Origin of the sequence: Aurantiacibacter aquimixticola (assembly GCF_003605475.1) — a bacterium.
Classification (GTDB): domain Bacteria; phylum Pseudomonadota; class Alphaproteobacteria; order Sphingomonadales; family Sphingomonadaceae; genus Alteraurantiacibacter; species Alteraurantiacibacter aquimixticola_B.
Genome location: NZ_RAHX01000001.1, coordinates 1,594,305 through 1,613,183, shown reverse-complemented (window position 1 = coordinate 1,613,183; position 18,879 = coordinate 1,594,305). Strand labels below are relative to the sequence as shown.

Annotated in this window: 21 protein-coding genes; 10 read left to right on the top strand and 11 right to left on the bottom strand. The window is 61.1% G+C overall.

The window, feature by feature from the left end; all coding sequences use genetic code 11:
- Window positions 1-27: 27 nt before the first annotated feature.
- Window positions 28-696 (bottom strand): recombinase family protein, encoded by a 669-nt coding sequence (locus D6201_RS08055; RefSeq protein WP_120048321.1) that lies wholly within the window; start codon window positions 694-696, stop codon window positions 28-30.
- A 752-nt stretch (window positions 697-1,448) separates the two neighbouring features.
- Here D6201_RS08055 and imm45 point away from each other — a divergent pair.
- From imm45 to D6201_RS08040, 3 genes are all read left to right on the top strand, one after another.
- A complete protein-coding gene (gene imm45 / locus D6201_RS08050) occupies window positions 1,449-1,853 on the top strand; it encodes an Imm45 family immunity protein (protein ID WP_120048320.1) in 405 nt (134 codons plus the stop codon).
- A 92-nt stretch (window positions 1,854-1,945) separates the two neighbouring features.
- Window positions 1,946-2,356, top strand: coding sequence for a hypothetical protein (locus D6201_RS08045; protein WP_120048319.1), 411 nt, complete (start codon window positions 1,946-1,948; stop codon window positions 2,354-2,356).
- 255 nt (window positions 2,357-2,611) lie between these two features.
- Window positions 2,612-3,616 (top strand): LacI family DNA-binding transcriptional regulator, encoded by a 1,005-nt coding sequence (locus D6201_RS08040; protein WP_120048318.1) that lies wholly within the window; start codon window positions 2,612-2,614, stop codon window positions 3,614-3,616.
- Between the two features lie 4 nt (window positions 3,617-3,620).
- On the opposite strand, the gene D6201_RS08035 is transcribed toward D6201_RS08040, so the two are convergent.
- Genes D6201_RS08035 through cysD form a run of 3 tightly spaced genes read right to left on the bottom strand, consistent with a single transcriptional unit; the run spans window position 3,621 to window position 7,188 of the window.
- On the bottom strand, window positions 3,621-4,352 hold the full coding sequence (locus D6201_RS08035) for a 3'(2'),5'-bisphosphate nucleotidase CysQ (RefSeq protein WP_120049295.1): 732 nt from the start codon (window positions 4,350-4,352) through the stop codon (window positions 3,621-3,623).
- A 5-nt stretch (window positions 4,353-4,357) separates the two neighbouring features.
- Window positions 4,358-6,274, bottom strand: coding sequence for a sulfate adenylyltransferase subunit CysN (gene cysN / locus D6201_RS08030; RefSeq protein ID WP_120048317.1), 1,917 nt, complete (start codon window positions 6,272-6,274; stop codon window positions 4,358-4,360).
- Complete coding sequence (gene cysD, locus D6201_RS08025) at window positions 6,274-7,188, bottom strand: sulfate adenylyltransferase subunit CysD (RefSeq protein ID WP_120048316.1); 915 nt, start codon at window positions 7,186-7,188, stop codon at window positions 6,274-6,276. The genes cysN and cysD overlap by 1 nt, the downstream gene beginning before the upstream one ends.
- A 66-nt stretch (window positions 7,189-7,254) precedes the next feature.
- Here cysD and D6201_RS08020 point away from each other — a divergent pair, with 66 nt between their 5' ends.
- The 3 genes from D6201_RS08020 to gdhA all read left to right on the top strand — a co-directional run bounded on the left by D6201_RS08020 (window position 7,255) and on the right by gdhA (window position 10,581).
- Window positions 7,255-8,253 (top strand): helix-turn-helix transcriptional regulator, encoded by a 999-nt coding sequence (locus tag D6201_RS08020; RefSeq protein ID WP_120048315.1) that lies wholly within the window; start codon window positions 7,255-7,257, stop codon window positions 8,251-8,253.
- Window positions 8,254-8,293: 40 nt separating this feature from the next.
- Window positions 8,294-9,163 (top strand): 3-hydroxyisobutyrate dehydrogenase, encoded by an 870-nt coding sequence (mmsB, locus tag D6201_RS08015; RefSeq protein ID WP_120048314.1) that lies wholly within the window; start codon window positions 8,294-8,296, stop codon window positions 9,161-9,163.
- A 65-nt stretch (window positions 9,164-9,228) separates the two neighbouring features.
- Window positions 9,229-10,581: an NADP-specific glutamate dehydrogenase gene (gene gdhA, locus D6201_RS08010; protein ID WP_242447482.1), complete on the top strand. Its 1,353-nt coding sequence runs from the start codon at window positions 9,229-9,231 to the stop codon at window positions 10,579-10,581.
- A 4-nt stretch (window positions 10,582-10,585) separates the two neighbouring features.
- Here gdhA and D6201_RS08005 read toward each other — a convergent pair whose 3' ends face one another.
- Entirely contained in the window at window positions 10,586-11,389 is an 804-nt protein-coding gene (locus D6201_RS08005) for a class I mannose-6-phosphate isomerase (RefSeq protein WP_120049293.1), read from the bottom strand.
- A gap of 112 nt (window positions 11,390-11,501) precedes the next feature.
- Here D6201_RS08005 and D6201_RS08000 point away from each other — a divergent pair, with 112 nt between their 5' ends.
- Complete coding sequence (locus tag D6201_RS08000) at window positions 11,502-12,494, top strand: hypothetical protein (RefSeq protein ID WP_120048313.1); 993 nt, start codon at window positions 11,502-11,504, stop codon at window positions 12,492-12,494.
- On the opposite strand, the gene D6201_RS07995 is transcribed toward D6201_RS08000, so the two are convergent.
- Genes D6201_RS07995 through D6201_RS07975 form a run of 5 tightly spaced genes read right to left on the bottom strand, consistent with a single transcriptional unit; the run spans window position 12,491 to window position 14,831 of the window.
- A complete protein-coding gene (locus D6201_RS07995; protein ID WP_120048312.1) occupies window positions 12,491-13,408 on the bottom strand; it encodes an alpha/beta fold hydrolase in 918 nt (305 codons plus the stop codon). The two genes, D6201_RS08000 and D6201_RS07995, sit on opposite strands and share 4 nt — an antisense overlap.
- Window positions 13,409-13,427: 19 nt before the next feature.
- The gene (locus tag D6201_RS07990; protein ID WP_120049292.1) at window positions 13,428-13,640 is read right to left on the bottom strand and encodes a helix-turn-helix transcriptional regulator; all 213 of its coding nucleotides are present in this window, start codon (window positions 13,638-13,640) and stop codon (window positions 13,428-13,430) included.
- Window positions 13,637-14,068, bottom strand: coding sequence for a hypothetical protein (locus tag D6201_RS07985; protein ID WP_120048311.1), 432 nt, complete (start codon window positions 14,066-14,068; stop codon window positions 13,637-13,639). The genes D6201_RS07990 and D6201_RS07985 overlap by 4 nt, the downstream gene beginning before the upstream one ends.
- The gene (locus D6201_RS07980) at window positions 14,065-14,652 is read right to left on the bottom strand and encodes a hypothetical protein (protein ID WP_120048310.1); all 588 of its coding nucleotides are present in this window, start codon (window positions 14,650-14,652) and stop codon (window positions 14,065-14,067) included. Before D6201_RS07980 ends, D6201_RS07985 begins: the two co-directional genes overlap by 4 nt.
- Window positions 14,649-14,831, bottom strand: coding sequence for a hypothetical protein (locus tag D6201_RS07975; protein ID WP_133303974.1), 183 nt, complete (start codon window positions 14,829-14,831; stop codon window positions 14,649-14,651). The genes D6201_RS07980 and D6201_RS07975 overlap by 4 nt, the downstream gene beginning before the upstream one ends.
- A gap of 337 nt (window positions 14,832-15,168) precedes the next feature.
- Between D6201_RS07975 and ftsH the strand changes: the two genes are divergently transcribed.
- The 3 genes from ftsH to D6201_RS07960 all read left to right on the top strand — a co-directional run bounded on the left by ftsH (window position 15,169) and on the right by D6201_RS07960 (window position 17,815).
- A complete protein-coding gene (gene ftsH / locus D6201_RS07970) occupies window positions 15,169-17,118 on the top strand; it encodes an ATP-dependent zinc metalloprotease FtsH (RefSeq protein ID WP_120048308.1) in 1,950 nt (649 codons plus the stop codon).
- 120 nt (window positions 17,119-17,238) lie between these two features.
- Entirely contained in the window at window positions 17,239-17,520 is a 282-nt protein-coding gene (locus D6201_RS07965) for a hypothetical protein (RefSeq protein WP_242447481.1), read from the top strand.
- 61 nt (window positions 17,521-17,581) lie between these two features.
- The gene (locus tag D6201_RS07960) at window positions 17,582-17,815 is read left to right on the top strand and encodes a DUF3072 domain-containing protein (RefSeq protein WP_120048307.1); all 234 of its coding nucleotides are present in this window, start codon (window positions 17,582-17,584) and stop codon (window positions 17,813-17,815) included.
- On the opposite strand, the gene D6201_RS07955 is transcribed toward D6201_RS07960, so the two are convergent.
- A complete protein-coding gene (locus D6201_RS07955; protein WP_120048306.1) occupies window positions 17,812-18,879 on the bottom strand; it encodes a DUF3667 domain-containing protein in 1,068 nt (355 codons plus the stop codon). The genes D6201_RS07960 and D6201_RS07955 overlap by 4 nt on opposite strands.

Sequence of the window (18,879 nt, the reverse complement as noted above, 5' to 3'; positions counted from 1 at the left end):
TATTAGAATTTCGTGCCGTAGAGGTTACTAGCCCTTCATCGTTTCAAGCCTGCTCAGTGCTCGATGAAGGCTGGCTGGATGCCATTTGCCGCCAGCGGGCGATGCTACTCCTTCTTTGTTTAGCTCCGCTGCTATTTGACGAATGCTCTTGCCTGCCTCCTTCTTTGCCAGAAGCTGGCCCGCGATTGGCTTTAGACGCGCTTCGGCTTCCGCCTTGTTACGCTTCGCCAGCACCTTGCCGTTGCGCCCCAAAACTGTTCCGCGAGCCTTTGCAGCGGCAAGGGCAGCCTTGGTCCGGTGGGAGATAACCTCGGCCTCCTTCTCCGCCAGAGCGGCATAAAGGTGCAGTTGGAAGCGATCTGCATTGGGCATATCAGCAACCGCGAAATCCACGCCAGTTTCCATCAGGCCCGAGATAAAATGAACGTTGCGGGCGAGCCGGTCGAGCTTTGCCAAAACCAGTTTGGCCTTTCGGTTCTTTGCCTGGGTAAGGGCAGCGAGAAGCTGGGGCCGTTTGCTTAGCGCATTCGAACCTTTTCCTGTCTCGACCTCAACGAACTCGCCGACCAATTCCAGCCGGGTTTCAGCAGCATAGCGCGCCACGGCTTCCCGCTGCGCCTCCAGACCTAAACCGCTGCGGCCCTGTCGATCTGTGGAAACGCGGAAGTATGCGATTGCCGGTGTGCGAATTGTCATGTGGATAACCTTTTGTTCACAAGTAAACCACCGTTTATATGTGAACACCGCAAAGCGCAATCCGGTTTATACACCGGCATTGTCGGGAAAGCCGGGATGATCCGCGCTACCTCCTTTGCACCTGCTGCCACCGCATGTCGGAGGGGGTATGGGGGAAGTCCACCAGTGTTGGATCAGAGGTGCCAGCTTATGGGAGCGCCCAAATTTCAGCTCGTGGAGTGCGCAAGTAACGCGGCATTTTGGACTGCTCGGCTTTTTCCGAACGCCTACAGGTCGCGCAACCTATTATCCCCCTTCAACGCTGCCTTGGCGTCTCATTGTTTCAAGACGCAGAGTGGAGTGTAATTCGAGTCCCTTTTTCGGACTCGAACCTAAGCACCTTCCAAGTGGGGGCCATTTTGGGGGCACGCTTGTCAAAACTGTTACAGTTGGATATGCCAAGTGTTACAACAGACGTTTCAAAACCCTTGGTTTTCTGCGGTTTTCAGGTGCTCCAGTTCGAGTCCTCTTCTGGGCACCATCTACCCTTCTCAGGACGTCCCAAAATGTCTCAGAAGTGGCTGTTTTCCGGCACCTTTTCGTGGTATAGGTTTCTCACTGAAAACCGCTAGAAACCATCACTAACCATCAACTTGATGGTCGATTTGAGAAAACCAACAGCGACGGTATTCACCAAGGTGAGTACAATATCGATGGCGTGCAAACACAGCCCGCAGACCGTTCTGGCGGCCACAATTTAAGAACTGGATAGTATGATCGATAGATCAGTGCATAATGCAATGTATAATCATGCATGGAAAAGACTTACCGATCTATCCGATCATTCTACTCTACATCGGGGCGCTGTAATCCGTCTGAAGGCGAGTTTGCCCTATGAAGAATTTGTCGATTTTATGGTTTGTGAAAATTATGATGCTGATTTGGGGATGAGCTTAATCGTAATATCTGGATATAAGGCTGGCTTAAATGCTGTCTCACTTCCAAAGAGATCAGAAATTGGCAAGGAAGGTAGTATTGGGTATGTGAATGTTGCTTGGTTAAGGGAAAACTGGAATGAGTGGGTCTATTCCGACTGTAGCGTCGAAGACGTTTTTGTTTTGGAAACAGCACCTCCAGCTGAAGCGCCGCCTCAGATCTCGACTAAAAAGACAGTATAGATTCAAATTCGCTCTAAAGGCGATGCGCGTGATGGATTTAGGGCGGCCGGTATCGACAGCCTCGCAAATTAAAAAAAGAAAAAGAGTTTTTGATGTACTTTAGGCTTGGTCTGATTGCGCTACTCGCCTTTGTGGCTCCTGAACCCGAATTAGAGTTGATATACGAAGATGAGGACGGGGATCGGCACTTCGTTATTATCAGCCCTCATGGATATGATGGCTGGAATTCGACAAATCCGATAGGAGCGAAAGAGATCTGGACTCGGACTGAGCACGCGGTAGTCGACGAGAGCGGGTCGCATCGAACGACGATGCGCTGGCATATTCTGTGCGACGAGCAAACCTTCATGCGCGGAGCAATCCGCCTGCACGACGAAAATGGTAGGCAGATAGGAAGCGACTACTATACGGGTTATTACCGACGTCATAATTACGAACCGTTCGCGCGGCCTTCCATAATGTCGGAGATCGCTGACATCGCTTGTGCCGAAACGGCCAACTAATTCTGCTTCTGTTGTCTACATGGCCCGCAAGGTGCGTAAGCGGCGCGACAACCAATACCTTCACTATTGAGCCTCCAAATCAAATAGCCAGCTAGGGCCGCGGCAGGGAGATTTCCCACTCATCCGTATTCCCATCTTCACCAACAATGGGGCACCATCTTCCGAAAAGGCGTTCGATGACCGGTCGAGCTGACCGCTTGCATTCGCGCGCGTGATAGGGAACACGATTTTGCGCGCAGCAGGCGGGTTTGGGACTTGGGCTACAGCATAAACGATATTGCCAGGCGATCGGGCTTTTCGAAGAAGACGGTCAGCCGCGTGCTGAACAAGGAACCCTCGGTCAAGCAGAGCACGCGCGAGACGATCGAGGCGGTGATCGACGAGCTTGGCTTCATTCCAAGCAGCGCGGCGCGCGGCCTCGCGCTGGGGCGCAATCTGCTCATCGCTCTGATCCATGACAACCCGAACCCGCAGACAGTGATGAATTTTCAGCGTGGAATGCTCGCCAGCTTGCGCGACACCGATTTTGCGATGGCGGTCGATCATGTCGATCGCGCTTCGCCCGATCTGGCTTTGTATGTGCAGAGCTTCATAGCGCGCCATCGCCCGTCGGCGGTCGTGTTCCTGCCGCCGATTTCGGAAATGCAGGAGCTTGCCGATGTTTGCGAGCGCGCAGGGGTCGCCTGCGTTCGCGTCGGTTCCGCGCGCCTTGCGGCGTCGCCCAATGTGGTGTGGACGCGGGATCGGGAAGCTGTCCGCTCCGCCGTAAGCACGCTCATCGAGCGCGGGCACACGCATTGGGGGCTGGTGCGTGGTCCGGAAGGCTTCCGGTCGGCTCATGAGCGCGTCACGGGTTTTCTCGAAGCACTGGAAGCATCCGGCTTGTTGCTCGATCCGGAATTCGATTTTACCGGCGAATACACATTCGAAAGCGGACGCAATGCCGGCAGGGAGCTCGCATCGCGCGAATTCGAGCGCATCACGCTCTTCTGCTGCAATGACGAAATGGCCGCAGGGCTGCAGCACGAGATCCGCGGGGCGGGCATCGCCATCCCGCAGCAGGTGGCGCTTTTAGGCTTCGACGATTCGCCGACATCGCGGCATGTCTTTCCGCAGATCAGCACGCTGCGCTGGCCGATCGAGCGGATGGCGCAACTGGCGATCGAGCGCGTGCTCGAACAGGCAAAACCGTCCGGCGAGGAGCGCGGAGCGAGCGAGGGCCTGATGCCGACTTTCCTGGAGCGCGGCTCTACCGGCTAGCGCGTTATCCGCGTGCCGCCAGCGCCTCGAACACGGCCTGCGCATGCTCCTTCCGGCAAATCAGCAGGTCCGGCATGTATGTGTCCGTCTGATTATAGACGAGCGGGTTGCCGTCGATGCGGCTGATATGCAGGCCATGCGCAGCGGCGACCGCGGCGGGGGCGCAGCTGTCCCATTCGAACTGGCCGCCCGAATGCAGATAGATGTCGGCTTCGCCGCGGATGATCGCCATGGCCTTCGCCCCGGCGCTTCCCATCGGGACCAGATCGGCGCCCAGTACTTCCGCCACCGCGACCGCTTCGGCGGCGGGACGGGTTCGGCTGACGACCATGCGCAGCGTCTCCGGCGCGCCGGGCAGATCGCGTGGCTCGTCGCTCCGCAGCACTTCGCCGAGGCTGGGAAGGGCAACCGCGCCGATTTCCGGGCGACCGTCGATGCTGAGGGCGACATGCACCGCCCAATCGCTGCGCGCCTCGCCATATTCGTGCGTTCCATCGACCGGATCGACGATCCACACGCGCTCTTCGCCGATGCGATAATCGCTGTCCTTTTCCTCTTCGCAGAGGATGGCATCGTCCGGCCGCTGCGCGCGCAGGGCTTCCATGAGGAAAGCGTTGGCGGTGCGGTCGCCCGCCTTGCCGAGCGCCTTGCCCTCGAACACCCCGGCCTCTCGCACGGCGATCAGGATACGGCCCGCATGCTCGGCCAGATGGGCGGCAAGTTGTGCGTCTGTCATGGTGCTCATTTCAGCGGGAGGATCTGGTCGATGATATAGCTGGCCGCCTGTTCGGGCGTCATCTCGACCGTGTTCACGGTGATTTCAGGCTTCTGCGGCGCTTCGTAAGGGCTGTCGATCCCGGTAAAGTTCTTGAGCTTGCCCGACCGCGCCTTCTTGTAAAGGCCCTTCACGTCGCGCCTTTCTGCGACTTCCAATGGCGTGTCGACGAAGATCTCGACGAATTCGTGATCGGTCAGCATGTCCCGCACCATCTGCCTTTCCGCGCGGAACGGGCTGATGAAAGCGGTCAGCACGATCAGCCCGGCATCGGTCATCAGTCTGGCGACTTCGCCGATACGCCGGATATTCTCGATCCGGTCGGCCTCGGTAAAGCCGAGATCCTTGTTCAGCCCGTGGCGGACATTGTCGCCGTCGAGGAGGAAGGTGTGGCGGTTCATCAGCGCCAGCTTTTTCTCCACTTCATTGGCAATGGTCGACTTGCCGCTGCCCGACAGCCCGGTGAACCACAGCACGCGCGGTGTCTGGTTCTTCATGTCCGCATGATGCTGGCGGGTGATGTCGGTCGCCTGCCAATGCACGTTCTGGCTGCGGCGCAGCGAGAAGTTGAGCATGCCCGCGGCGACGGTGGCGTTGGTGATCTTGTCGATCAGGATGAACCCGCCGAGCGAACGGCTTTTTTCGTAAGGCTCGAACACCAGCGGCTTGTCCGAATAGACTTCGGCCACGCCGATATCGTTCAAGCCGAGCGATTTGGCCGCCAAGTGGTCCATCGTATTGACGTCGACGCGGTATTTTGGCTGCTGCACGGTGGCCGACACGGTCTGTGTGCCGAGCTTGAGCCAATAGGCGCGCCCGACGCTGAGATCCTCGTCCGCCATCCACACCAGCGTCGCCTCGAACTGGTCGGCGGTTTCCGGCGGGTCGTCCGCGACGCACAGCACATCGCCGCGCGAACAGTCGATTTCGTCGGCAAGCGTGATGGTGACCGACTGCCCCGCAATGGCTTCATCCAGCTCGCCATCATAGGTGACGATGCTCTTTACCGTGCTCGTCTTTCCGGAGGGCAGCGCGCGCACGGGATCGCCCGGCGCAATTTTGCCATTGGCGATGAGGCCGGAAAAGCCGCGAAAATCGAGATCGGGGCGATTGACCCATTGCACCGGCATGCGGAACGGTTTTTCCGCCGCGACTTCGGACAGCACCTCGACGCTTTCGAGATGGTCGACCAGGCTCGGCCCGTCATACCAAGGCGTATTTTCGGAAGGGGCGGTCGTGATATTGTCGCCCTTGAAGCCGCTGATCGGGAGGGCGGTGAAGTGTTGAATGCCGATCTCGCGCGCGAATGCCGTGTAGTCGGCGACGATATCGTCGAAGACCTGCCGATCGTAATCGACAAGGTCCATCTTGTTCACCGCCAGCACGATGTTGCGGATGCCGAGCTGGTGGCACAGATAGCTGTGCCGCCGCGTTTGGACGAGCACGCCCTTGCGCGCGTCGACGAGGATGACGGCGAGATCCGCCGTGCTCGCGCCGGTCACCATGTTGCGCGTATACTGCTCGTGTCCCGGGCAATCGGCGACGATGAACTTGCGCTTTTCGGTGTTGAAGAAGCGGTAGGCGACATCGATGGTGATGCCCTGCTCGCGTTCCGCCGCAAGACCATCCACCAGCAGAGCGAAGTCGATCTCCTGGCCCTTTGTGCCGACCGTCTTGCTGTCCGCGCTGAGCGCGTCGAGCTGGTCCTCGAAGATCATCTTGCTGTCGTAAAGCAGCCTCCCGATCAGCGTCGACTTGCCGTCATCCACGCTGCCGCAGGTGATGAAGCGCAGCATCGTCTTGTGCTGGTGCGTGTCGAGATAAGCGTCGATATCCTCGGCGATGAGGGCATCGGTTTCGTAGGAGGTGTCCTGCGTGGCCATCAGAAATAGCCCTCCTGCTTCTTCTTCTCCATTCCGGCACCACCCGCATCCTTGTCGATCACGCGGCCCTGTCGTTCGCTGGTGGTGGTGAGCAGCGTTTCCTGGATGACTTCGGAGAGGGTCGAGGCTGTGCTCTCCACCGCGCCGGTCAGCGGGAAGCAGCCTAGCGTGCGGAAGCGCACAGACCGCTCGGTGATTTCGGGGCGATGGCCCATCACCCGCTCGAGCCGCTCGATATCGTCGGCCATGAACAGGCCGCCTTCATATCCGAAGGTCGGGCGCGGCGCGCTGAAGTAGAGCGGCACGATCTCGATATTCTCGAGCTGGATGTATTGCCACACATCGAGCTCGGTCCAGTTGGAGATCGGGAAGACGCGAATGCTTTCGCCCTTGCGCTTCTTCGCATTGTAGAGATTCCACAGCTCGGGCCGCTGGTTCTTCGGATCCCAACCATGGCTGGCCGTGCGGAAGGAGAAAATACGCTCTTTCGCGCGGCTCTTTTCCTCGTCGCGGCGCGCGCCGCCGAAGGCCGCGTCGAAGCCGTGCTGGCTCAGCGCCTGCTTCAGCCCTTCGGTCTTCCACATATCGGTATGCAGCGGGCCGTGATCGAAGGGATTGATGCCGCGCTCCTCGGCTTCGGGATTGCGATGGACGATAAGCTCTATCCCCGCTTCCTCCGCGCTGCGTTCGCGCAGCTCGTACATTGCCTTGAACTTCCAGGTCGTATCAACATGCAGCAGGGGGAAGGGCGGGGGCGACGGATAGAACGCCTTCTTCGCCAGATGCAGCATCACCGCGGAATCCTTGCCGATCGAATACATCATCACCGGCTTTTCCGCCTCGGCGACGACTTCGCGCATGATGTGGATAGCCTCGGCTTCGAGGCGTTGAAGATGGGTGAGCGGAGCTGTCATGGCGCAGGCAGATAGGGTGCACCGACATCGTATGGACCTCCCATATGGGAGGTGTTAGGAGCCTGCATGCGCGTTCCCAATCTTGGCGAAACGGAATTGCTCGTGCCGCTGCACGATGGCGTGTTCGAGCAACCGATGTGGCAGACCTTTCTCGCGCGGTTGCGACAGGTTGCAGGCGCGAGTGGTGCGACCATGCTGATCCGCAGTGGCGAGGGCGAGGCTGTGCAGTTTGGTTCGGGCCGTGCGCCACCTGCGATCACCGAAGACCTTCGCGAGGGGCGGGTTTATTCCGGCGACGAATTGGAGATCGGAGCGTCGAGCTTACGGGCCATGCGCGTCGCGACCGGCGATGGCCTGCAGGCGACCATCATCCTGACGGCTGATAACTCTTTCGGTGCCGACATCGCCAGCCTGCTCAGCGCGCTCGCCCCGCATTTCAAAGTCGCGCTGCGCGTGCTTGAGACAATGGAGCGCGAGCGCGCGCGTTCGGAAGTGAGCGCCGAGGCCTTTGCGCGCATCAATTTCGGCTGGATCAGCCTCGATGCGAAGAGCCGCATTGTCGATCACGATCCGCAGGCGGGACGGATGCTGAGCCAGTCATCGACGCTCCGGCGCGGCCACTACGACAGACTGACGCCGAGCGACCCAGCGGTCGACCGCCAGCTGACCGCTCTCGTCCGATCCTTCGCCACCGATCCGCGCGCGCGGCCCCGGGCGATCAATCTGAGCCACGATCCGTGGATCGACATCCTCGTCGCGCCGCTGCGGCTGGAAGCGCTCGCGGGCGGCACGGATGCGGTAGCGGTGGTCTATATTCGCGGCGACCGCTCCTCCAGCGAAACGCGCGCCGAGCAGCTGGTGGACCTTTTCGACCTGACGCCCAGCGAAGCGCGGCTCGCCTGGTCGATGGCGCAGGGCCTGTCCATTGCCGAAGCGGCAGAGGAGCACGGCCTGACCATCGAGACAGCGCGAAACTACAGCAAGAAGATCTACGCGAAGACAGGTGCGCGCGGGCAGGTCGACCTCGTCCGCCACGTGCTCACCGGCGTGCTGGCGCTTGCATAGTTTCGCTTGAAATGAGAGGCGGGGCGGCAAGGAGAGAGACATGAAGATCGCATTTATCGGCCTTGGCAATATGGGCGGCGGAATGGCCGCGAACCTTGTGAAAGCGGGGCACGCAGTGCACGCATTCGACCTGTCCGCCGATGCGCTCACCGCAGCCGAAGCGAAGGGGTGCACGACATTCACCGATGCAAGCGAAGCCTGCGACGGCGTCGATGCGGTCGTCTCCATGTTGCCCAATGGCGGCATCGTGAAATCGGTTTATACCGGCAGCGTGATCGGCCATGCACCCGAAGGCGCGGTGCTTATCGATTGCTCGACCATCGACGTCGCCACCGCGCGCGAAGTGTCGGAAGCAGCGGCTGCAAAGGGCTATGCGATGGTCGATGCGCCGGTGTCCGGCGGCATTGCGGCGGCGGAGGGCGGCACTCTCACCTTCATGGTTGGCGGCACCAAGGAGGGGTTCAAAGCGTCCGAGCCGGTGCTGAGCGCGATGGGCAAGGCGGTGATTCACGCAGGCGATGCGGGCAATGGCCAGGCGGCCAAGATCTGCAACAACATGCTGCTCGCCGTGCAGATGATCGGGACCGCCGAGGCCTTCGCCATGGCCGAAAAGCTCGGCCTCGATCCGCAAACATTCTACGACATTTCCAGCGTCAGTTCCGGCCAGTGCTGGTCCATGACATCCTACTGCCCCGTGCCGGGCGTCGGACCAAAATCACCGGCGGACAATGACTACAGGGGAGGCTTCGCCACGGCGCTAATGCTGAAGGACCTGAAGCTGGCGATGGAGGCGGCGGAGACGGCAGGCGTCGACACCCGCATCGGCACCAAGGCCAAGGAACTTTACGAGGCGTTCGATGCGGCGGGCAGCGGATCGCGCGACTTCTCTGCCATCATTACCGAATACTGACCCGGAACCTTTCGGCCCGTCAGCCGCCTTTGTCTTGACCCGCAACAAGGCGAAGGAAGCCGCAAATGTCCGCAAAGTGTCCCGACTTCGATACCTTCATGGAAGGGGTCGAGAAGCGCAATCCCGGTCAGGACGAATTCGTGCAGGCGGTGCGGGAGGTGTCGCAGGACATTTTCAGCTGGATCCAGGACAAGCGCGAATATCACGAGGCCGAAATCCTGCGCCGGATTGCCGAGCCCGACCAGATCATTTCCTTCCGCGTGTGCTGGGAGGATGACGATCACAATATCCGCGTCGAGCGCGGCTGGCGCGTGCAGAACAACAATGCGATCGGCCCGTACAAGGGCGGCCTGCGCTTTCATCCCAGCGTGACCGAAAGCGTGCTCAAGTTTCTCGCTTTCGAGCAGACGTTCAAGAACTCGCTTACCGGTCTGCCGCTTGGCGGGGGGAAGGGCGGATCGAATTTCAACCCGCACGGCAAGTCCGACCGCGAAGTGATGCGCTTCTGCCAGAGCTTCATGACGGAGCTTTACCGCCATATCGGCCCGAATGTTGATGTCCCCGCCGGCGATATCGGCGTCGGCAGCCGGGAAATCGGATATCTCTTCGGCCAGTACAAGCGGCTCACCAATCGCTGGGAAGGCGTGCTGACGGGCAAGGCGAATGAATATGGCGGCTCCCCCATGCGGGTGGAGGCGACCGGCTACGGCGCGGTGCATTTTCTCGAGCATGTGCTGAAGCGCAAGAATGAGGGGATCGAGGGCAAGAGCGTTATCATTTCTGGCGCGGGCAATGTCGCCCTGCACGCGGCGGAAAAGCTGATCGATCTCGGCGCGAAAGTGCTCACCCTGTCGGACAGCGACGGTTTCGTTCACGATCCCGACGGCATCGACGAGGAAAAGCTCGACTGGATCAAGACGCTCAAGATCCAAAAGCGCGGGCGCATCAGCGAATATGCGGAGGAATACTCAGGCGTCGAGTTTCATGAGGACGGCGAGCCGTGGGGCGTCGATGCCGATATCGCCATGCCCTGCGCGACGCAGAACGAGATCGGCAAGGACGAGGCAAAGCAGCTGGTCGAGAACGACGTGCTGGCGGTGGTCGAGGGTGCGAACATGCCGACCACGGCGGAGGCGGTCGAGGTGCTGCGCGAGGCCAAGGTGACGCTGGCGCCGGGCAAGGCCGCCAATGCGGGCGGCGTCGCGGTGTCGGGCCTGGAGATGAGCCAGAATTCGGAGCGCATCAGCTGGCAACGCGAAAAGCTGGAAGACATGCTCGCCAATCTGATGGAAGACATCCACGACAAATGCGTGGAGCACGGCGACACCGAGAACGACCACGTCGATTATGTGAAAGGCGCGAATATCGCCGGGTTTAAAAAGGTCGCCGACGCCATGCTGGCCTTCGGGGTGATGTGAGGCGCTAGCTGACCGGCGCCGTCACCAGTGCCTTGCCTTCGGGGGCGAAAGTCGCGCCTGCGAGATCGGCGCTAAGCGCGCATTGGCCCGGTTTCACCACTTCGCCCTCAACTAGAACTTCGCCCGACAGGGGCAGCACCAGCAAGGGGCGCGAATAGGCGTAGAGCAGCGCGTCGTCGGCCACGCCGTCCACCAGGTCGAGCGTGAAATGCGGCCCATCGACAAGGCTCGCATGTCCGCTTGCCGGTATCGCGCTGCGATGCCCGGGCGGATGCGGCGCGCCGCGCGCTACGGCTATGCCGTCATCGAGGTGAAGTTCGCGCGCGCGTCCATAATCGTAGAGGCGATAGGTGATGTCGGAATTCTGCTGCACTTCGACGATTGCGCAGCCCGGCCCGATGGCGTGGACGGTTCCGGCAGGAATGTAGAAAAAGTCCCCGGCCTGCACCTCATGCCACGCCAACATGTCCTCTATCGACCCGTCCAGGGCTGCGGCGCGCATCGCTTCGGCCGACACATTGTCACGGAACCCGATGCCGAGGGTCGCGCCCGGCTCGGCATCGAGCACCAGCCAGCATTCTTCCTTGCCTGCACGGCCCAGCCCGGCGGCCTCTGCCTGGTCGTCATCGGGATGGCACTGAACGGACAGTTTTCCGCTCGTGAAGAGATATTTTACAAGCAGCTCGGGCAACGCCTCGGGCGGCTCGAACCAGATTTCGCCGATCCGCTTTCCTTCGGGCGCCACGAAAGGCGCTGGCATCGTGTCGCGGCCCCAGACCTTCTCGACCGCCCGTATTGGCAGAAGCATTGCGCACCCTTCTTCCGGCAATCGCAGAACGCGATTCCGCTCGGCGAATGCGATTTGCACAAAGGCACCGGCATTTCCACCCCGCGCATCAGCCGCTAGGGCTTCGCACTGCATGACCGACGCCGCCATCATCGCCGCCGATCCGCACTGGCTGCCCCACGCGCTCGACCTGCCAGGCGGGCGGATGCAATTCCTGCGCATCACGCGCGAAAGGTTGAGCGCGACAGGCTTTCTGGGCGACCTGACGACAGAGGAAGCGCAGGGCGAAGCGTGGCTCGCGCTTGATGCCGTGCGCGGGATGACCGTCGATACGGGCGCACTCCATTTCATCTTTCACACGGCCTTCTGCCGGTCCACCTTGCTGGTGCGCGCACTCAATATCGATAGCGTAAGCGTCGGCATGGCGGAGCCGCGCATCCTCACGCAGCTTGCCGGTACGGGCGAGGCCGGCCGCGCTCTGGTGAAGCCGGTCTGCGACCTGCTGTCGCGTCCGTGGCCGGATGCGGACGCGGTCTTCGTCAAGCCGACGAACCACGCCAATATGCTGATCCCGGCGCTGCTCGCGGCATGTCCGCACGCAAAGGCGGTGCTGATGACGAACCGCCTTCCCGCATTCCTGCGCTCGGTCGACAAGCGCGCGCTGATGGGGCGGCGCTGGGGGCGCCAGCTTTATCTCGAGGTCATGTCCTATGCTGGAATGGACCTCGGCATGGATGCGCGCGAGCAATTCGCGATGACGGACCTGCAGGCCGCGGGCCTCGCCTGGTTCCTTTCGCAACGAATGTTCGCCGGGCTGGCGGGCAGCCGCGAGGGAGAGCGTTTTCGAACGCTGGACGGTGATCGCTTCGATGTCGAGCGGGCAAAAACGCTGGAAGCCCTTCTCGATCTCGCCGGTCTCGAACACGAAACGAATGCGATTGGGAGGGTCGTTGACGGACCGATCTTTGCAAAACATGCCAAACTCGGTGGCAAATTCGGCCAAGCGGCGGAGAACGCCAAACCCTCCGCCGCGTTCGATCAGGAATGCGAACAGGTCGCGCAGTGGATCGGCATGATTGCCGAGCAGGCCGGGCTGCAAGTGCCGATCCGCCAGACGCTTTTCTAGTCGGCCAGAAACACCGCCAGCGCATCACGAAATTCGTCGGGCTGGTCGAGCATCACGAAGTGGCCCGCATGCGCGATGGTGACGAAGTCTGCGTCCGGCAACGCTGCATATTGTGCGCGGTAGAAGCGTTCGACGGTTGCAGCGGGCAGGAAATCGGGTCGCACCGGCACCATTACGGTGACGGGCGCGGTGATTGAGGCGATGTTTTCGCGCATATCCGCTGTCAGTGCGTCGTAAATAAGCTGACCGCTCACCCGCGTATCGACGCCGTCGGTAATCTCGAGCAGGCGCGGCATGCTGGCCGGGTCGGCGATCTGCGTGCGGAGCATCTGTTCCGGCGCGCCGGGGCCGCGTTGGCCCGTCCAGCCGCCTGCCATCATCCTTCGCATCATCTCGCCGCGCGCGAGCATGGCGTCCATCTGAGGCTCGGTGCCCGGCGGCACGAAGATATGCGCGATCCAGGGCAAGGCATCGACGATCATCACCCGACCCGGCAGGTCAGGGTGCTTTGCCGCCAGCGTCATCGCGGTGAGCCCGCCGACCGAGTGGCCGATAATGGCGGGCGCTTCCATCTGTTCGGCCTCGATGTAGCGGGCAAGCTCCGCAACCAGCGGCACGAGCACTTCTCCCTGGGCGTTCATACCCGCATCCTCTCCGAAGCCGCGCACCTGCACCAGATGCACGCGGTAGCCTTCGAGGTCCGCCACCGCGTCGCGCCAGACCTCGCGGCTGGTCGAGAGGCCCGGGATGAAGATCGCATCCGGTCCTTCGCCCGTCACCTCGACCGAGAAGCGCGCCGGTTCGAAAGCCTCCTGCGCGCTGGCGGATCGCGGTGTGAGAAGGATTGCGAGGCCCAGAAGCAGGGCGAGCGTGGAGAGCACGGCGAAGCGCGCCGTTCGATAAGTGCATATCATGTCGGATATCCTGTAGGGTCTACTCGGCGGCCTGTTCGGCCACGTCGCGAAGAAAAATCTCCTCGATCGCCAGTTCGAACACGTCGGCGATCTTGAAAGCGAGCGGGAGCGAGGGATCGTACTTGCCCGTTTCGATGGCGTTCACGCTCTGGCGGCTGACTTCCAGACGGTCCGCAAGGTCCTGCTGGCTCCATTGCCGCTCTGCGCGAAGCACGCGGAGGCGATTGTTCACCTGCACTCTCCCGCCACGCCCATCGTCACCTTGTTGTAGACTGCACCCACGCCCAAGCCAAAGCACCACAGCGTCGGCCACCAAAAGGCGGCGATATGCGGCACCGGAAGGTAGGTTTCGAGGAAGCCCCAAACGGCCGCTGCGGTCAGCGTCAGGCCGCTCGCCACGAGCAGCTGGCGGACATAGAGCATGCGGAAAAACTCGTCCGTCTCCTCCACGATCAGCCGGGTAAAGATCCACGGCACGGCGGCGAAGGCGAGGCCGGGCAGGGCGGCGAGGGCACAGGCAGCCGGCCCGGCGAGGCCGTTATCCTCGATCAGAATTTCGCAGGCGTAGAGCGAGCCGAGATAGAGGGCCATCGCGGCGGCTATGCGCCAGAAATAACGACGCGTTGCGGCAGTCGCGCGTTTGCTGAGGGCGGTCATCATGCTTCTCCTTTACCGGCGCCGATCATGCCGAAGGCGAGGCCGATGGCCCAGGCTGGAAATACCCACCATGCCCAGATGTGCGGGACGAGACCGAATGTCTCGAGAAAGCCCCAGCCTGTTCCGAGCACCAGCACGAAACCGAGCCCGACCATCGAGGCACGAACGGCCTTGTACCGCTGATATTCGTCTGTCTCTTCGCGCAGGTAGCGCATCATCGTCCAGATCATGCCGAACGCCGGGAGCATGGGCAGGAGTGCAAGACCCCACATAAGCGCAGAGCCGTCTGCAATGCGGTTCGCGATGCCAGCGCTTCCCAGCATCAGCACCGAGTAGATGGCGCTGCAGATTAGAAAGCGGCGATTGTAATCGCGCATCGCTTGCGTCATCGCGCCCTTTTGTTCCTGCAATTGTTTGCCCGATTTGACGATCGGGATCAGCAGCACGAAGTTGAGCGCGAAGACGATCCAGAAGGTCGGAGCGTTGATCGCATCGGTGATATGCAGCACCGTGATGACGGCGGCATTAGCGAAGAAGAGGCCGATCCACAGACCGGGCTTCGCCTTACTTTGCGTGGTGACGGTCATGTCTTCCTCCGTGCGAAAATCCCGCAGGAGCGCGTGCGCGACGATGTCGCCACGGCGAGCGCGGGGATGGTGTAGAAGAACGGCGTGGCTGTGCTCTCGCTCACGAGACCGGCAGCAACGGCCAGTGCCAGGACGATCATTGCCGAGGCCCAGAGAAGCGCTTTTTGAATATCGCTCATGTCAAGCTCCCTTGAAGTGATGTAAAGGAACCTAGACAGGATTCGCGCGTGTGTCAAGCGACCTTGTCAATGTGATTGGGGAGCTTGACGCCACCGCGCTTTCCGCTGTCCTACAGAGCCTTGGGATCGGCAGAGCTTTCGCGATGACTGGAAAGATCGACAGCCCCGGATTTTCGCCACTTCTCGCCCACGAATGGCGGCTCCGTTTTTCCTCTCTTGAACACTGTCACACTTGTCACACCCCCCAATCCGCATCCCGCACCAAAAGGGGTATCGCCGTTATCTTGCCATTCACCGCCTCGCGCCTACATTGCTTGGTGAAAGGACACCCTTCCACATGAGTGACAATCGCGAGCCCGAAGAACAGCCAAATCCCTGGATGAAGAGCCTGTTTGTCTGGGGCGGCATCTTCCTCGCTCTGCTGCTGGCCGTTTCGATGTTCGGCGGCAGCCGCGAAGCGCCGGGTACGACCATCGCCTATTCCGACTTCAAGGAGCGCGTCGAATCGGGCGCGGTGGAACAGGCGGCGATCTCTCCAGACGTCATAACGGGCACGCTCGGCAATGGAGAGCGCTTCTCCGTCCAGCGCGTCGAGGGCGACGATCGCCTGTTCGAACAGCTGGACGCAGCGGGCGTCGACTACACGGGCGAACCGGCCGAGGGCGGCAATGTTCTGCTGATGATCCTGATCCAGACGCTGCCTTTCCTCCTCATCCTCGGCATCGCCTTCTTCGCGCTGCGCCAGGTTCAGAAGGGCGGCGGCGCAGGCGGTGCGATGGGCTTCGGCAAGTCCAAGGCCAAGCTGCTTACCGAAAAGCAGGGCCGCGTCACGTTCGAGGACGTGGCCGGTATCGATGAAGCGCGCGAGGAATTGCAGGAAATCGTCGAGTTCCTGAAGGATCCGCAACGCTTCTCCAAGCTCGGTGGCCAGATTCCCAAGGGCGCGCTGCTGGTCGGCTCGCCCGGAACCGGTAAGACGCTGCTCGCCCGCGCCATCGCCGGCGAAGCCCGCGTGCCCTTCTTCACCATTTCGGGCTCCGACTTCGTCGAGATGTTCGTCGGCGTCGGCGCGAGCCGCGTGCGCGACATGTTCGAACAGGCCAAGAAGAACGCGCCCTGTATCGTTTTCATCGACGAAATCGACGCCGTGGGTCGCCATCGCGGCAATGGCATCGGAAATTCCAATGACGAACGCGAGCAGACGCTGAACCAGCTGCTGGTCGAAATGGACGGTTTCGAGGCCAATGAAGGCATCATCATCATCGCCGCGACCAACCGCCCCGACGTGCTCGATCCCGCATTGCTGCGCCCAGGCCGTTTCGACCGCCAGGTCGTGGTGCCGATCCCCGATATCGACGGCCGCGAGAAGATCCTTGCCGTGCACATGAAGAAGGTGCCGCTGGCGCCCGACGTGAATCCGCGCACCATCGCGCGCGGCACGCCCGGCTTCTCCGGTGCGGATCTTGCGAACCTCGTCAACGAGGCAGCCCTGCTCGCCGCGCGTCGCAATAAGCGCCTCGTCGCCATGCAGGAATTCGAGGACGCCAAGGACAAGGTGATGATGGGCACCGAGCGCAAGTCCATGGTGATGACCGAGGACGAGAAGAAGATGACCGCCTATCACGAGGCGGGCCATGCGCTGGTCTCGCTGAACGAGCCGGCGTCCGACCCGATTCACAAGGCCACCATCATCCCACGCGGCCGCGCGCTGGGCATGGTGATGCGTCTGCCCGAGCGCGACAACTACTCATACCACCGCGACAAAATGCACGCGAACCTTGCCGTGGCGATGGGTGGCCGCGTGGCGGAGGAAATCATCTTCGGCCATGACAAGGTGTCGAGCGGTGCGTCGGGCGACATCCAGTACGCCACCGACCTTGCCAAGAACATGGTCACCAAGTGGGGCATGTCCGACAAGCTTGGTCCGCTGATGTACGAGCAGAGCCAGGAGGGTTATCTCGGCATGGGTGCAACGCAGCGCACGATGTCGGGCGCCGATACCAACAAGCTCATCGATGCCGAAATCAAGCGGTTGGTCGAAGAAGGGCTGAAGCGCGCCAACGACATCCTGACCGACCAGGAGGACAAGCTGCACCTGCTGGCCCAGGCGATGCTGGAATACGAGACGCTGACTGGTGAAGAGATCAACCAGCTTATGAAGGACGGCAAGCTCGACCGGCCCGATGCGCCAAGCGGACCGATCCCGGTGGCACCGTCGCATGGTTCTGCCGTGCCCAAAGCGGGGCGGCGCTTCGGCGGCGACAACGAGGCACCGCAGGGCGCATAGCCGCGCTTGAACAGCTTCGATCTACGTGGGGGCGGCGCAGCGATGCGCCGCCCCTTCCGTTTGCGGGCACCGCCGGGCGGGTGGCGCGTTGTAGTCGCGACCGCCATCAGGAGTGTTCACATGTCGATTCGCAACACCGTCCTTTCCGCCGCCGCTTTGCTTGCTCTCGCGGCCTGCTCGCAAGAGACCGAAGAGCGCGCCGAAGCTGCCGCCGAAGGCGCGGTTCGCGACACCGCCGCCAATGCTGAAGTGATCGGTGAAGAAATCGAGGAAGGTGCGATCGATGCGACGCGCGAGATCAGTGAAGGCGCGGGCGAATTGAGCGAAAGGCTGGAAGCGGGCGATAACGAAGAGCCCGGCCCCGCGCCGATCACTGGCGACGATCTCTCTCGCGAGGAATGACGCTCATCGGATGGGAACATAGCAAGAACTCTGCCGTTGATCGGGCAAAGGAGTTTGAACCATGACAGCCCCGAAGCCGAGTGACACCCCCAAGTCCGATCCGGTCTCCAATGCCGAAAAGGATCCCGAAAACTGGACCACTGGCGATGAGCGCATGACCGGCGCGCAGGCGAGCTACCTCAAGACGCTGAGCGAAGAGGCCGGCCAACCCGATGCCTATGACACGTCGTTGACGAAGGCGGAGGCGTCCAAGCGTATCGACGCATTGCAGGACAAGACTGGTCGCGGCGGTTAAAACGCTCCCAGCATCAGCAGGACCTGCAGGAACAGGATCACGACGATCCAGATAAAGACGCTCAGCACCATCAATCGCCAGAATGCCGAAAAGCGCGACAATCCATATGCGTGGCGAAGCTGTTTATAGAGGTGGACCGGCACGACCAAGGGTAGGAAGCCCGCGATCACGGCTCCAACCGGTCCAATGATCACGAGCGCCGATGTGACGATGAACATAAGCGTGACGAAGCTGATCGAATAGGTAACGAAAATCGCGTGATCGTAAGCTTTGAAGCGCCGTTTCCAGGCGAAGAGAAGCCAGACGAACGGTATCGAGATCGGTATCAGCAACCAGCTGAATTTGTACCCGTTCGCCTGCAGCTTGTAGAGCATGAGGCTGGGGTTGGTGCGCCACTTCTTGACGATACCGCGATCGATGAAATCGATACCGGTCAGGTTGATCTGCTGGCTGAACGTGTTGCCGCCTTTCCCTGTGAAGGCATAATTCTCACCTTCGTCGATCTGACGGATAGCGTCATTGAGCTTGTCGATGCGATCGTCGAGATTTTCTGCTGCTTCCGACGACCCTTCTTGCGCAAGAGCGTCGCGCTCCGTGCGAGCTTCGGCCAATGCCTCTACAGCCGCTGTCCGGGCCGTATCGACACCTGATCGGTCCAGATCGGCCGGCGCCGTTATGCCGAGCATCTGGAAGATCGCGAACATCAGAAAGACGGTGAAGAGGAAGAGCGCCATTGGCGAAACGAAGCGCGCCCGTTCCCCGTCGATATAGCGCCGCGTCAGCTTGCCCGGCCTGAAAACGAGCATCGGAAGCGTGCGCCAGAACTTCCCTTCGAAATGCAACGCGCCATGCAGCAATTCGTGCACGAATGCGCCGATCGTACGGTGCAGATGACCTCTTTGTCCGCAGGCTTGGCAGTAAGCGCCGGTCAGTTCCGTCCCGCAATTTCTACACGCATCGGGTTGGTCGGGATGTGGTCGCTTTGCCCCCGAATCGGGTTCCAGCGCGCGGGCGAACAGGCCGCCTTCACTCGCCGTGCCGATGCCGTCGAATAAGTCGCTCAT